Consider the following 13,703-nt stretch of genomic DNA (forward strand, 5'->3'; position numbering starts at 1 on the left):
TGACGATGCGTTCAGTCATCCCCCACGCCTTCCCGTCATGGCGCCTCGTGCGGCGGCCACTTGGCGCGGCCCTGGTTCAGCTGCGCCGCGGCGTCCCCTTCCGCACCGAGCGACGGGATCGCGGCCAGCTTGCCGTAGACCTGCGGCGAGAACACCGCCTCGAGGTCGCCGACATCGGCTTGCACGTTCAACGGCTTGCCCGTGGTGAGCTTCTTGTCGTCATGCGGGTCACCCGCCGACGGATGCAGGCCCCAGGCGACATCCCGACCCGGGCGCATCGCCGACATGCCTTGCGCGTAGACGCGCGTCACGCGCTCGATGCCCGCGTCGCCTTGGTTCAGCTCCGGCACGAAGGTCTTCGGATGGACCTCCCCCGTCTGCGTCGACGCCTCGGCCCACTCGTCGGCATAGCCGCGCCGGTGCGCCGCGTAGAAGCCGCTGCCCTTGGCGGTACCGCTGTTCGATCCGATCCGCGACGGATCCATGCCGGTGTCGATGATGGAACGACCCGCCGCATGGTTGGTGCCGTGGTAGCCGACGAACTCGTACCCGGCCTGCGTCAGTGAGTGATGCGCCGTGGAGACGGACGCCGCATCCGGGCTCTCGCTGAGCAGCCCGTCGCGCGTGCCGTTCAGCCAGGGCTCGTTGAGGCCGGGTCGCGCACGCGCCGACGCATTCGGCAGCGGCGCCCGGGGCGCGAGATCCCCGAGCCGCAGAGCGGTGCCCGGCGGGGGGCGGTTGGTCAAGGTTTCCAGCTGGCCCAGGCTCTGCGAGCGCCCACTCGGCCCCCGCGGGCGCTGCGCGGGTGACGCGTTGTCCGCCGGGCTGGTGGAGCGGGGCGAGCCGATGGTGGGCGAGGGCGATCGATTGAGGCGATCCAACATGATCGCGGTCTCCTGCGGCGATGAGGTTGGGCGATTCTCGGGGGCTCATGGTGGACGGCGGGTGGCCAGCCGAAGCGGCAGACGGCCTGCCGAAGCCGCTCGGGGTATGGCTGGCGACGATTCGAGCGGAGTGCAGTCATGCCTCCGGATGCAGGAGGTATCTCGGTGAGAATGCCGTTCAATTTTTCTCAGGAGAACTCGTGAGAGCACTTTGGATGCTGCTATTGCTGGCTGCTTGCGCAACCCCGCCCCAGGGTGATTTGTTCACTCAACCGCCACCGCCTCAGCCGGGCTACGCAACACTTGTCGCCTATTACGATCCGTGTTGCCTGGCAGGGTTTGCCCCCGTCACGTTCTCCATCAACGACACACCCCAGGTGGCCAGTGTCTCCATCGGTGGTTACAGCGTGATCTCATTGGCTGCCGATGCGACGTACACCCTGACGGCAGGCGACCCGTCTCCCTACAGTCCCACGGTCACCGTTTCACCCAAGAGCGGGGACGTGATCTTCGCCCGGTACTACCTCGGGGCGGGTTCGTCGACCTTGACGGGAAGTCCGGTGATGCCAGTGTTGTTCACCAAGACCGCCAACCTCGAATTGGTGAACGCGCCCAACCTGTCGAGATACCGCATTCAACCGGCCATTGTCGAGACCGTGCGGCCCAAGTGAACGCGCACGGCGGCCCGCCTTCACGGGCCGCCTGCATCGACACCTTGGACTCGATCAGATCCAGACTGATTCTGGCTTTCCGATTTTCATGAGTCGCTGCTTGAGCAGCGCGGGGAACCGCGCTCGCCATGCGGCGTTGGCAGGCGATGGATGGGGCAGCGGGTGCAGGCAGACGGTGCGCGCCAGCCCGGGCAGCGGCACATCGATGCTCTGCTCGTACTTGCTGTCGCCCTGGGCCCAGAAGGCGCGGAGCTCCTGCCGGGTTTCTTTCGGCTGACCGATCGCGAACCAGAAGAATGCCTCTCTGCCCAAAGTCACGACATCGCGGCCGCCCCACTGGTCGTGCATGAGTTGCAGGAGCAAGGGCTGGCACTCGACCCGCACGCGCTGGCTCCAGGACTTGTTGCCTTTGGGCTTGAACGGCACCGTGTTCATCCAGAAAAATCGCTCGCCGACTTCGCGCCCACTTTGCTCGCTCAGCTCGACACCCGGGCTGCAGACCTCCAGCAAGCAACTGCGCAGACGCTGCCCGGACTCGCCGATGAAGGGGAGGCCGCCCTCCGCCTCCTTCTCGCCGGGATCCCTGCCGACGAAGCAGATGGCGGCGGCGCGCGGGCCGCGGGGAACCACCGGCCGAAGCTCCGGGCCGTGCGCGTCGGCGTCCAGCTGCGCGTGGCTGCGCACTATGCTTTGCAATTCGCGGACGATCGTTTCAGTCATCGCTATGCCTTTACGTCAGGGCTTCTGCTTCTTGGCTGTGAGCTGCTGCAAGGTAGACGACGGCCTTGTCGATCGTGGTGAGGCCGGCACAGTCGCTGTCGCTCATCTCCACGCCGAACTCGTCTTCGAAGGCCATGATGAGCTCGACCAGGTCCAGCGAGTCTGCCTTCAGGTCGGCGAGGAATCGGGATTGCAGCTGGATCTGCTGGAGCGGGATGCCCATGTGCTCGGACACGATTCGGCAGACGCGGTCTTGGATGGAGCCGACGGGCTTGGGCGGCTTGGGCTTGGCTGGGGGATCAGCGGCCACGCTCGGGGTGGGCATGGCGGCGGTGGCAGATGTGGCGAGAGCGAGGGAGACGATGTGGCGGCGGTTCATGGGATTTCAGCCTATTGGTACCAGCGAGTTCTCCCGTGAGGGGGCTCTGATGACTCGCACTTTGGCGTTGGACAGCGTCACTGCCAGACACTGGCTGCATTCACCTCTTCTTTAGGCGAACATCACTCCTGCTGCCCGCCGGCACCCTTCCCGCCATTCACAAGGTAGCCGCTGATCGTCGCCCTCAGCTGGGCAGCGTAGTTGTAGACAGCATCGACGTCTTCCAACGCGAACTGCTCTTCCTCCCGCTTGTCATTGAAGACGCCAAGGCGGAGCTTCTCGGTGTTGTTGAAGCGAAGGCGACAGATCGGCTTGCGGTTGTTGTCGTCCAGCAGGATGGCGCAGTAGCTTTGCGCATCGCGCATCACCACGCGCTTCGTCGGAATGAGATCCCGCACGATAGCTCGCACTGTGTGAAAGCCTTCCAGCTCCTCGGAGCTCGTGGCGACGGCCACCTCGCCAGTGGTGCCGTTGTCGCTGGTACCCGCCGGCGCATTGGTGGGCGCAGTACCAGCCGCCGGAGCGGTGATGGGAATCGTCTCCACCAAGCTGGGAGACTCGGGCGTCATCGCGCCTTTCAATCGCTCGTTGATCTTTTCGCCAATCAGCTGATCGAATGCCCGCTTCGCGATAGCAGTGAACTGCTCTTTGACTGCGGGAGTGAAGCGCCGATTGCCGAGCAGGTCGACAGACAGGATCCGAACAAAGTCCTCGGATGGCGAATGGATCCATTGGCTGAGCCGTGTTTGGATAGCCCTCGTGTACTTCAGCTCGTTGGCCGTCGTGAGAATCGTGTCCAGGTCGTATGCGGACTTCGCGAACTTCTTGAGCTCTTCGACATCGCGCTCCTTGAAGTCCAGGATGCTGAACTCGAAGAACGGCTTCTCGTCCATCTTGTTCGGCTGCTCAAGATCCGTAAAGAAGCGGTAGGTCAAGCCGTTGGTCAACACGCCGAAGCGAGCGTCGGTGACGTGGAAGTAGCGGAAGAGCTGCGCCGCATGGTTGATGTGGAGATCGGCCCCGGATTTCTTGCACTCGAACAGCATGATCGGCTTGCCGTCTCGAAGGATCGCGTAGTCGACCTTCTCGCCCTTCTTCGTTCCCACATCGGCGATCAACTCGGGCGTGACCTCCAACGGATCGAACACGTTGTAGCCAAGGATCTGGATAAAGGGCATGACCATCGCATTCTTGGTCGCCTCCTCGGTCTGAATCATGTCCTTTGTGTTCGCGATGCGATTGGCAAGCACGCGGAGGTGGTCGATGAAGTCCATGTCGCCTTTCGTTGGCTAAAGTCGATCGCGATGCTGAGGCCGTATTTGTTGTTGGGTCAACCGTCAAATTGATGATGCCGCCGACGGCCCCTCCTTTGCGGATGACTTCGGCGCCAGCACGCTACAGAAGAACGTGAGAATTGCGCGTCTCTGCAGTTCTCGTTCTGGATATCCCCCGTTCAATGGCTGGACGGGATTGGCCGAAATCAGCCTGAAGCAGTCGATGACTCTCGAACGACGGCTTTGCAGCGGTTGCTGCCGGTCGTTTGCGATCGGCGAGTGTCCGCTTGCGACGGCGATGCAGACGTTGCGAGGCGCCGGCGACACCGCGGCGAACGGCAGAAGTGCTTGGCTGAGCGGAGGCCCATGCCTCTCCGCGACCCGGCTCGGTTGAACGTCTGCTCCGCGCGCTCGCGAACTCGCACAATCGACCCAAACCGGAAGTAGATTTCGCGCGTTGGCGTTCCGGAGAGCGGTCGTTCGTCGCCGGTGCCGCTGAACCCGTATGAGGCAGTCCCAGCGAGGGCGCACTCGACTAGGGACGAACCCAAATCTTGTCAGTTCTGTCGCCCATTCCGGGAGATGCCCCCCGCTCAATGAGGACGCAGGCCACCGCGTCGCGATATGCAGCATGCCGCTCCAAACTGCCACCTTGATAGAGTTCATGCAGCGCTCCTTGGCTGGCAAATGCCTCCAGGATCTGCGGCACCGACATTCCCTGCAGCGCCTCGCGCACATACACAAGGTCATCGTCTGAGTAGTAGCGAGGAATGTTGCCGAGTGCTTTTCTCTTCTGAAACGTGAAGACATGGTCCTTGCTCATCAGGGCGACCCGCATTGCCCTGTCCACACCCTCGGGGTCATAGCCGATTCCGTCCTCGAGGTGGATCGCACCCAGCAAGAAGTTGGCGGTCGTACAAATCGATTGCGCCGCGCCAGTGCTGGCGTCTGTCACGGTGATCAGGATGTAGAAGGGCGCCGTCGATCGATTGTGTATGGCGGCTTCGAAGCTTGCATCCGACTGCCGAATTGCGGAGGACGCTGCAGTTGCCTCGGGCGGACTCGGCGGYACGGAGGCAGCACTGGCGATCGCAGTGAAAGCCAGGAGGCAAGACAGTTTGATTGATTTCATGACGGCGAGGGCGGGCGTAGTTGTCGACACTGACGTTGAACGCGGCAGCGCTCGCTTCGGGGTTACTCGATAGACGACATTCGCGAGAGGCTGCTTCTGGCTTGCTCCAGGCGCTCGTCCGCTCGAGCTGACGGGCACTGGCTAGACCGTTGAGGATTGTGCCGACGGGATCCGCCAGCACGAATGGTCAAGCGCTGAACTTCTGGGGAAACAGCCGACGAGCGGCAAAGCAGCCTGCTACTCCACCAGAGCCTATGGCGAGAAAATGAAGTGCAACGAGTGGGCTGGGCAGGGCGAGAGCCATACACATGGCTGCTCCCCATAGCCCGGCGAACGAAAAAGTCAACCCGATGAACAGAGCAGCCCCCGCAGGACGATTCCATGGCTTCAGTAGAAGCGACGGCGGCAACGCGAACGTGCCAGGGGGCAGCTTCTGAAGTTCCATCCAAAGGATGCCGACCGAGGTCAGCAGGGCGGCGGGAAGCGTRATRGCTACGCTCGTCCAAGACGGTGAATGCTGCGAAGGAAATGTGGCAGAGAGGTAGCCCCATCCTGCGCAAATGAAGAACCAGAARAGGTAGAAGAGTYTCACGTTTGCAGTGCCTGATCTTGGATGCCGACCTCTCGACATCGAGGAGGTGCCRGGGTGGCATCGTAGCGTCGCGAGAAGCGCTGCCGCAGAGCGGACGTCAYGAAAGGACCGCTTSTGGCCGACAGTGCATGTTCGCCGCCTCACCCGCGAGCAGTCGGTCGGCGGCCGAGCCGCCTCCGCAGGACACCCGCTTGCAGGGCGACGGACGAAGGGGCACAGTCGGCCAGGAGCTGACCCTCACGATAGACTGCATCCGCGCCAAGTAGCGGTGCCTGATCCAGGAATGTCCAGCGGAGGCTCCGAAACATGCGACTCTTCAAAAGCCTGCTTGCCGCCAGCGGGTTCGGCGCTGGCACGCTGAATCGCAGTCCGAAGCCGCGCATCGTGGTCGATGCCGAGAATGCGGCTGACTGGATCGTTAAGGCCCTCCTGTCGGAAGGATACGAGGTTGATTTCTCGCTCGAGAGCCTGAAGGAGATCGATCGATTCTTCGACGATCACGCCCCCGGTGGCGCCATCAAGCCGAGCGGTCTGCTTTCCCGCGACCTGGGCGCAAGAGTATTCGGTATCGGAAGCTATGTTGGAGAAGTCCTGCGCCGTGAGGCCGGTGGCAATTGGCAAGGTGACGATGACGATCCTCAGGCCGAGATCAACCTCACGCTCAAGCTGCCCGACGGCGCATTGCTTTGGCCTATGCAGCGCGTTATGAAGCGCTGCCAGGTTGGCCCAGAAGAGAGCGTTTTTGTGTACGGCTCAGTCGCCAAGCAAGCGACGGGGCAAGAAAGTCAGTAGTCGGCCAGAWGCGGCCAGACGTGAACGGCGGCTTTYGGATAGRGTGACCCCAAGGCTRCGAGSCTGATCTCTGCGGGGTTSGGCCGCTCAGACCCTGGCGAGGAAGGCCGCCGCATCACCCGCTTCGCACTTCCAGTCTGCGAAAACCCCGACCAGATTSCATTCCACGCAGCGGCAGGCRATGTAGTACCAACGCACGTCATGTGTGCCCTCGTACACGGAGACGCCGGACATCAGCTCGAACACCTCGTTCTCGCACACGCACTCGTGCGTCTCTGGCGCGGCTTCTTCCATGTAGTCCGCGCTGTCGCCCATCGGGTGCTCCTGCCCGCAGTCGGTGCAGGTGCGGATTGCGACGCCGGCTTCTTCATCGGTCCGCAGCGCGAAGGCCCGGCACCCGCAATCGCATTTGGACGCAGCAAACCGGACGGCTTCATGGCGATTCGCAACGCTGTAGCTGCGCAGCTCGGCTTGGGTGTCGCCGGACGTCGTCCCGTACCAGTATTCGCCTTTCTTCGTCAGTGCCATTGATACTGCTCCATTCTTCAAGGTGGGCTTCCGGCAGGCCTGGCGTCAGGCTCGCCCCTGAGCTGGATTTTGCCTGGAGGCCCGGTGAGTCGTCGCCAAGGGCCCGGTTCGGAGAGGTCGCCGACAAGAGCCGCGGACATCCTGCAATGCCAATCTTGGAGCCTGCAGCYACCCGGCCCCTCCGATTCGAACGGCACCCATCAGTCTGGAGAGGAAGTACGGCTTCGCAGCGGTCGGCGTCATGCAATGCTTCGGCTGCGAATCTCTGCAGACGGCCACAAACTGCCGATCGCCAACGACCGCTGTAGGGTAGGCTGGAGGCATGCCGAGTCCACTGCCCAAAATACTGACTTTCGCTGTTGCGGCTGCCGCTGGTACGTGCACKACTGCCTGCTCTGATCCGGAGGCTCGTGAGACGCCTAACGAAAAGAGAGAGTGGTCTGTACTTCAAGCAGTCGAATACCAGCAGCGTTCGGTTCCTGTGAATGAGCCAAACGTTCAGCGTGTAGGTGAGTTCGAGGTGTTGGGGGTTCGAGGCTTGCAGGGCCAGAATATTTGGGTGCTGCTCAAACCGGCGGCTCCTCCATACTACAAGCAGATGCCGGCAGGCAACTATGACCTGCCAAAGGATCTGGTGGATCGTCTGGTGATACAGCACCGACTCTCRTACACGGTAGAGCAGGTCCTCGCATCGCACGYGGGTGTGAAATGAGTGGGCGTGTCGCAACTGCGCAGCAGCCGTCGGGAGATCGTGCGCTSCCGGCCATTCTGGGCCAAGCGGGTCAAGCCGTCGCGCGCCGCTCACCTCAAACGTTAGGCCTTAACAATGAGCCACTCGCACAGATTTGATGCATCAGCCTRGCYGTTTGCGACGCCCGTAAACACTGCCTCGTTTACGACTATCCATGTCCTTGAAGGATCCCTTCCGGTCCTTGAGGTCTACCACGACCATGATGGGGACTGGCAGTTCATGTGTGGCACGACCAGTGAAAGCGCTGACGCAAAGATCGTCTGCCTCGGCTGCATGGTCGAACGCGATTCATCGCTCATGCAACTCGCCGACCTGCCTGACGGATGGCTAGCCTACCGAAAGTCACCCGCGGATCCTTGGGTACGGGAGGARTATGCAGACAGTGATGCCGAAGATGAGGCCTAACCTGTCGCTCGAGCCGACTCGTGTCGCCAGGCCGCCGCCTGGGGCTCAGGTTCAACGTTGAACGGCTGCTTTCCGGAACCTTGTTCAACCTGAGCCAGCTTCCGCTTTGGGTCGGCCAGCGCCCGTCGGCTCAGCGAGCGGACGGCTGTAGCCGGCCACAAGGCGTCGATCGCGACCCGCCGCTCTCGGGCGAATTCGCGAAGTCAAGCATGCGCTTGGGGTGGGTGTGTCATCGGCAGAAGTGAGGACTCTGATCGGCTGGGGAACGGCACTTCGCCGGATAGACTGCGGTACACAGGAAAGAGGAGTGAGCGTCGATGACGAGGGCGAAGGGCCGGGCACTGCTAGTGTTGTCGCCACAGTTGCTTGGGTCGAGGACACAGGGGGCGGCGCAACGCGGGAAGTCCGGCGAGCGGGTGGCTACCCATGGATGACACCTCGGCGCATCGGGGGCGGTTGTCCAGCCGCCTTCGTGTCTTCTGGCTCTTTCTGAATGGCGCCCTCTTATTTTCCTATGCCGCTTTCATTGCATGGGATCTGACGAAGTCGACCGATCGTGAGCAAGGGGTGGACGAAACGGTTTCGTTGCTGCTTTCAGCCATCCTGCTATGCCCGACTGCGATCTTCCTAGTGATCTTCTTCAGGTGCCCAAGGTTGTTGCGAACGGGCAAATATTTCTTCTTTCAAGTGGCTTCCGTGGCACTGGCCATTGCTTTGGGTCTTGTGCTGATGTTCATGTATCTCAAGCACGTATCAGGATTCAGCGCTTTCTGACCTGCATCAAATCAGGGCGCGCCATCCAAGCACCCTGGTGGGCGGCTCTGGGTCGCCTACAGGCGAACAAGCACCGCGGACGACAGGCAACAGTCGGCCACTTGCAGTCCTTGGCGAGGGGCTGCTTTGAGGTAGTCTGCCAACCCTTCCATCGAGCTGACACTCCCCAGCGGGCCGGGTCATGCAGCTCATGTCAAACGTTGGACAGCATGCGAGCAACCCTGCGAGGAGCCAAACTAGACGACGCTTCTGCCGTGGCCGAAGTCATCACCTCGTCTCGCCGGGCCTTTGTTTCCTATGCGCCCATGGCACACAGTCCGGCTGAGGTTCTGCAATGGGTACGCCAGACCTTGATTCCTTCTCGAGGGACCACGGTCGCATCCGTTTCGGAGAAGGTGGTGGGCGTACTCGCAGTCTCTGAGTCGGACAATATTGGCTGGATTGACCAGCTGTATGTTTCGCTTGGCTTCGTAGGCCGAGGCATCGGCGCAAGCCTCCTCGAGTACGGGCTGGCCTCCCTCCGTCGGCCGGTCAGGCTCTACACGTTCCAGGCCAATGCAGGTGCGCGCCGCTTCTATGAAAGACATGGGTTTCGCGCAGTGCAGTTCACCGATGGCAGTTCCAATGAAGAGCGCTGCCCCGATGTCTTGCTCGAGCTGGCTTGAGGCAACCAAAATGCCACCCGACCCTTCTGTCGAGAGGACCTACCTCGGCGAGGCGGGTCGGGCTTCTCGTGTCAAACGTGAACGGGCGCTTTCCGAAGGGTTGCCCGCTGTGCCAACTTCCGCCTTGGGTCGCCGACTGTCGACCAGACAGACGCTGCTGTGACCGGCAACAATCGGCCAGTTGCTGTCAGTCGCGAACGACTGCTTTCGAGTAGTCTGATAAACATGAAAGTTGTCGAGCCGTCCAAAGCTGACTATCACACCGACGACAGCCGGTGGCACTTGCTGCGTGACGAGGACGGTAGCCTCCACATACTTGTCGCCTGCGAGTCGTCCTTCGTGAGCTATGAGTGCCTCATCAAGCTGAACGACGAGGAGCTTCGCGACTACCACGGACTGGGCTGGCTCTCTATGCAGCACTTGGCGAATCGAATCAGCTACTTTGTCGATGAGTACAAGAGTCGCCGCATAGTTGGTGCCGCACTCGCTTTGGCCATCGAAGCAACCAGATAGTGCGCAACCTGCAACAGAAGCGTTCGGCCACAACCTGTCGCTCGCGACTGTCGGCTCTTGGCCATCTCTTTGGACAACGTGAGAACACCATGGTTTGCAAGACCACGATCGCGTCGGCCGGCAATGTGATGCCYGGAGCGCTTGCCTGCCTCAAGAAGCAAGGCTTCGCCGTATCGATCGATGAAGGCTTGTGGCGGGCCGAGTCGGAGTTTCGAACCTTCTTGGCAGAGGATCCGCCGATCCTCCTAGGACTCGTGATGTTCCACGACATGCGAGGTGACGATTAGCGGCCCTCCAATGCGGAGGTTGATCAGTTCGTCGCCTTGGACCAAAGTCGTGCATAGGCGTCTCGGTGTGGCAGGAGTCGGCCTGGAGCTGTCGGTGGTCAGTGACTGCTTTGGGCACGATGCGTCTCGGTGCCTGATGAAGTTGAGATTGGAACGCCGACGACGTTGGAGGGACAGTGACAGGGGTCGAACCTGTACCTTCTAGAGGATGGTTTTTGCCATGCGTCTACCAAATTCCGCCACGCTGCCCACAGTCAGTGTATCGGCGCTTGAAGGCCGCGCCGGTATGCTGGTGCGACGCTGACAACCACGGGGCGCCCAATGCACGTAGACCTTGTCGCTGAGCCGCAATACGAGTCCCTGATTGATCTGCTTTGCGAGTTGCATGCCTACTACAACCAAGGCGCCGTGGTCGCCCGAGATGTCGTGCGGAAGCATCTGCTTGACAACTTGCTGGGACCGAGGTCGCCACACCGACTGATCGTGGCTACGGCAGACGGCAATCGTGTGCTCGGCCTGGCCGCCATCACACTCGTCTACTCGCTCGTAGACTTTGCGCCGGATATGTGTCGGCACTGTCAGCTGAAGGAGCTGTATGTGAGTGCGGCGCAGAGAAGCCGAGGGGCCGGCAGGGCACTCATGTCATGGGTTTCTCGGTATGCCCGGGACAACGGCTGCAGCCGCATCGACTGGCCGGTGAAGGCGTCCAACATCCGAGGAATGTCCTTCTACGAAGGCCTCGGTGCTGCGCTCGTTTCGGAAAGACTCAGCTATCGACTCTCGGAGCCAAACCTGAGTGCCCTTGCATGCGAAGGGTCCGGGGTGTCCTGTGACGGCGCTGCATAGCGCGATATGACGTTGGCGAGCGTCGGCTTTGCGTCCGCCTGAAGTGGCAACGGGGAGGACTGCTTTGGGTCGATAGCTGCGCTTCGCTGCTCGCGACAGCAGCCATTCGACCAGGTCGGCACCGAAGGTGCGACCCCGTCTGCTCGGCCGTGACTGAGCAGATCCAACGCGGTCCGCGATGAAGGTCTGCTTTGGGTCCAAGCCGTCGTTCGGCCGCCGTCCCTGACCGACCGCAACCAGTCTGAAGCAGTCAGTCGGCCTGGACTACTGCTTTGCAGCGGTTGCCGTCGGTGGATACCGGCGGGCGAACTCACGCTGATTGGCACCAAGCAGTCATCAGACCTCTCCACGGACGCCGGACCGACCGTCTTCTGTGGGCCGCATGCAGCCATAGCACTATCGTCATGTGACGCGCAACACGTCAGGTCACATCTCCCCGCCGAAGACACCGCAGTCACGACCTTCACCAAACTCACCCTCTGGCGATGAAGGGGCCCTCAGACTCTGCTTCAGACCCGCGGAGTGCACTCACCAGTGACCACGATAGGTGCACTTCGTATCGCAGCTTCGGCGCTCGCCCAGCAGGCGGCTGCGCGTTCCTGTGCTGCAGCGCATCCGGTAGACGGGCTGGCTGATGTGGGAGGACTACAGGGCAGACCTGGATGGCATCGGCTATCTCGTGGTCTTGTTTGCAATCTCGTCCAGCATGATCTGGTACAGGATGCGTGCGCTGAGCTGCAGGTCTTCGATCGGGGCGCCCTCGTTCAAGCCGTGGTAATTGATCGGTGGCCCGAACGCCAGGGTGAAGAGCGGGCCGGCCGCGATGAGATTGACCTGCCCTTTTGCATCGGTGCCCCCGCCGATGGCCGCCAACGGCATCGGCGCGCCCACCGCCCGCTCATAGGCGCCGCTGATCCGTTGGAACCGCGGACTCTGCGGGTCGCGCACGTCGGGTGAAGCGGCGTTCACGGTCGCCACCGTGACGGCCTGACCCGGCCGGTCCTGCTGAAAGCGGTTGACCAGTTGTTCGAAGGCATCGGGGAAGACGCTGCTGCCTGGCAACTGCCCCTCGGTCTTGCCGTCCCACGCCACGCCGTGATGGCCGAGGGCATAGCGGATGTCGATTCTGAGGGCCACGTCTTGGGGGCTGGTCGTGACGCGCGTCAGTGCGTAGGTCGTCCCGTTGCCTTGCTCGAAGACCTGATCGTGGCGTTCGAGCAGGTCGGGATGCTTCTCGCCGAAGACCGTCGTGCCCCAACCCCAGGCCATGAACTGCAGCATTCGCCCGACGCCGTTCGGCGCGAGCGTCGCGTCGTCCACCAGGTGGGCGAGGAAGTTCGCGAGCGAGACGACCGGGCTCGCTCCGTTCGCGCGGTTCTCATCCGGCACCGACCCGTGTTGCGCGCCGATGACCTTGGTGGTCAGGACCACCGCCTTTGCGTCGCGCGAAACCTCGAGCGGCGCGCGCCGATACAGCGGATCGTCGAAGCCGTATTGCTGGTAGAGATCGGCGACATTGGCCGCCAGGCGGTCGAGCGCGGCCTCATCGTTGCCGTTGATGCGCGCGGTCACCGTGTCCGGGATCTGATTGGTGGCCCCCGGGGCGCTGTTGAATGCCTCGATGAAGATGCCGTTGCTCGGCGCCGCGCCGAGCGGGACGGTGAAGATCGGCCGCTCGATCCCCTTCTCCGCGCGGACCGTCCAGACCGCATCGAAGACAATGCCGAAATCGGGCACGCCGACCTCCTGGAAGTAGTACGCGGTCGAGAAGTCGGTCTCCTCGGAGGTGTCGAAGATCAGTTCGACCGTCAGCCCGTCGAGTGCGTTGGTTCCGTCGTAACGGTTCGCCAGTGCCCGCATCACGATGAGCGCGAGGACGGCTGGGCCCTTGTCATCCGCCGCCCCTCGGCCCACCAGGAAGGGCTGCGCCGCGCCGCGGTAGTCACGCGCCTCGACCCGCGGCTCGAAAGGTCGCCAATCCGCATTGCCGGGGGGCACGGTGTCCAGGTGCGCCAGGATCGCGACCTTCTTCGGCCCGCTGCCGAGACGGAACCCGAACACCCATTGGGTCTGGGTCGGGCCCGCCCGGCGCCACTCGAACGGCTCGAGCTTCAGGGTGCTCTGCCCCAGGTTGAACTCCTGGGCCAGCCCCATCAGGTAGTCGCGCGAGCGCGCCAGGTTGTCGACCACCAACTGCTCGCTTTGCGGGTCTTCCGTGCGGTACGTCTGCAGCGTGACGAGGTGGCTCGTCTCGGAGACGAATTGCTGCGCCAGCGTCCGCTCCAAGTACGAGCGGGTATCGTCGCCATCCGAACTGCCGCAGCCAGCGAAGAACACCAGGGCAGCGACGGCCAAGCGACCGTGATGCACAAGGTCGCGTTTCATGCAGCTAAGCATAGACATAAGAACCTCCGCCGTGTTCACGTATCGTGCCGATCAAACCCCGACGGCTCAGGGCGGTATGCATCGCCATCGCGATCTCCTCTCGTT

General features: G+C 62.3%; 14 protein-coding genes and 1 tRNA gene. 7 read left to right on the forward strand and 8 right to left on the reverse strand.

Annotated elements, in window-relative coordinates; translation table 11 throughout:
- Positions 1 to 35 precede the first annotated feature (35 nt).
- Positions 36 to 884 carry a hypothetical protein gene (locus tag AC1DXV_RS01785; RefSeq protein ID WP_477932224.1) on the reverse strand — a complete coding sequence of 283 codons (849 nt, stop codon included), beginning with the start codon at positions 882 to 884 and terminating at the stop codon, positions 36 to 38.
- A 215-nt stretch (positions 885 to 1,099) separates the two neighbouring features.
- Between AC1DXV_RS01785 and AC1DXV_RS01790 the strand changes: the two genes are divergently transcribed.
- Entirely contained in the window at positions 1,100 to 1,555 is a 456-nt protein-coding gene (locus AC1DXV_RS01790) for a hypothetical protein (RefSeq protein ID WP_477932226.1), read from the forward strand.
- Positions 1,556 to 1,609: 54 nt separating this feature from the next.
- Here AC1DXV_RS01790 and AC1DXV_RS01795 read toward each other — a convergent pair whose 3' ends face one another.
- The 4 genes from AC1DXV_RS01795 to AC1DXV_RS01810 all read right to left on the reverse strand — a co-directional run bounded on the left by AC1DXV_RS01795 (position 1,610) and on the right by AC1DXV_RS01810 (position 5,060).
- A complete protein-coding gene (locus AC1DXV_RS01795) occupies positions 1,610 to 2,275 on the reverse strand; it encodes a uracil-DNA glycosylase family protein (protein ID WP_477865250.1) in 666 nt (221 codons plus the stop codon).
- 10 nt (positions 2,276 to 2,285) lie between these two features.
- Positions 2,286 to 2,654, reverse strand: a complete 369-nt coding sequence (acpP, locus tag AC1DXV_RS01800) for an acyl carrier protein (RefSeq protein WP_477865251.1) — start codon at positions 2,652 to 2,654, stop codon at positions 2,286 to 2,288.
- Between the two features lie 122 nt (positions 2,655 to 2,776).
- Positions 2,777 to 3,928 (reverse strand): type I restriction endonuclease, encoded by a 1,152-nt coding sequence (locus AC1DXV_RS01805; RefSeq protein WP_477865252.1) that lies wholly within the window; start codon positions 3,926 to 3,928, stop codon positions 2,777 to 2,779.
- A gap of 535 nt (positions 3,929 to 4,463) precedes the next feature.
- Positions 4,464 to 5,060 (reverse strand): hypothetical protein, encoded by a 597-nt coding sequence (locus tag AC1DXV_RS01810; protein WP_477865253.1) that lies wholly within the window; start codon positions 5,058 to 5,060, stop codon positions 4,464 to 4,466.
- 898 nt (positions 5,061 to 5,958) lie between these two features.
- Between AC1DXV_RS01810 and AC1DXV_RS01815 the strand changes: the two genes are divergently transcribed.
- The gene (locus AC1DXV_RS01815; protein ID WP_477865254.1) at positions 5,959 to 6,444 is read left to right on the forward strand and encodes a hypothetical protein; all 486 of its coding nucleotides are present in this window, start codon (positions 5,959 to 5,961) and stop codon (positions 6,442 to 6,444) included.
- An 87-nt stretch (positions 6,445 to 6,531) separates the two neighbouring features.
- Here the strand turns inward: AC1DXV_RS01815 and AC1DXV_RS01820 are convergent, their stop codons facing one another.
- Positions 6,532 to 6,972 carry a hypothetical protein gene (locus tag AC1DXV_RS01820; RefSeq protein ID WP_477932228.1) on the reverse strand — a complete coding sequence of 147 codons (441 nt, stop codon included), beginning with the start codon at positions 6,970 to 6,972 and terminating at the stop codon, positions 6,532 to 6,534.
- 1,582 nt (positions 6,973 to 8,554) lie between these two features.
- Between AC1DXV_RS01820 and AC1DXV_RS01825 the strand changes: the two genes are divergently transcribed.
- The 4 genes from AC1DXV_RS01825 (at position 8,555) to AC1DXV_RS01840 (ending at position 10,367) form a co-directional block, all read left to right on the forward strand.
- On the forward strand, positions 8,555 to 8,902 hold the full coding sequence (locus AC1DXV_RS01825; RefSeq protein ID WP_477864376.1) for a hypothetical protein: 348 nt from the start codon (positions 8,555 to 8,557) through the stop codon (positions 8,900 to 8,902).
- Positions 8,903 to 9,156: 254 nt separating this feature from the next.
- A complete protein-coding gene (locus AC1DXV_RS01830; protein WP_477864377.1) occupies positions 9,157 to 9,567 on the forward strand; it encodes a GNAT family N-acetyltransferase in 411 nt (136 codons plus the stop codon).
- A 225-nt stretch (positions 9,568 to 9,792) separates the two neighbouring features.
- Entirely contained in the window at positions 9,793 to 10,080 is a 288-nt protein-coding gene (locus AC1DXV_RS01835; protein ID WP_477864378.1) for a hypothetical protein, read from the forward strand.
- Complete coding sequence (locus AC1DXV_RS01840; protein WP_477864379.1) at positions 10,080 to 10,367, forward strand: hypothetical protein; 288 nt, start codon at positions 10,080 to 10,082, stop codon at positions 10,365 to 10,367. Before AC1DXV_RS01835 ends, AC1DXV_RS01840 begins: the two co-directional genes overlap by 1 nt.
- A 170-nt stretch (positions 10,368 to 10,537) precedes the next feature.
- Here the strand turns inward: AC1DXV_RS01840 and AC1DXV_RS01845 are convergent.
- Positions 10,538 to 10,617, reverse strand: a tRNA-OTHER gene (locus AC1DXV_RS01845).
- 71 nt (positions 10,618 to 10,688) lie between these two features.
- Between AC1DXV_RS01845 and AC1DXV_RS01850 the strand changes: the two genes are divergently transcribed.
- Positions 10,689 to 11,213: a GNAT family N-acetyltransferase gene (locus AC1DXV_RS01850; protein ID WP_477864380.1), complete on the forward strand. Its 525-nt coding sequence runs from the start codon at positions 10,689 to 10,691 to the stop codon at positions 11,211 to 11,213.
- Between the two features lie 672 nt (positions 11,214 to 11,885).
- Here the strand turns inward: AC1DXV_RS01850 and AC1DXV_RS01855 are convergent.
- On the reverse strand, positions 11,886 to 13,598 hold the full coding sequence (locus tag AC1DXV_RS01855) for a M20/M25/M40 family metallo-hydrolase (RefSeq protein WP_477864381.1): 1,713 nt from the start codon (positions 13,596 to 13,598) through the stop codon (positions 11,886 to 11,888).
- Between the last annotated feature and the right edge of the window lie 105 nt (positions 13,599 to 13,703).

It is taken from the genome of Rhizobacter sp. P3_C12 (genome assembly GCF_056402735.1).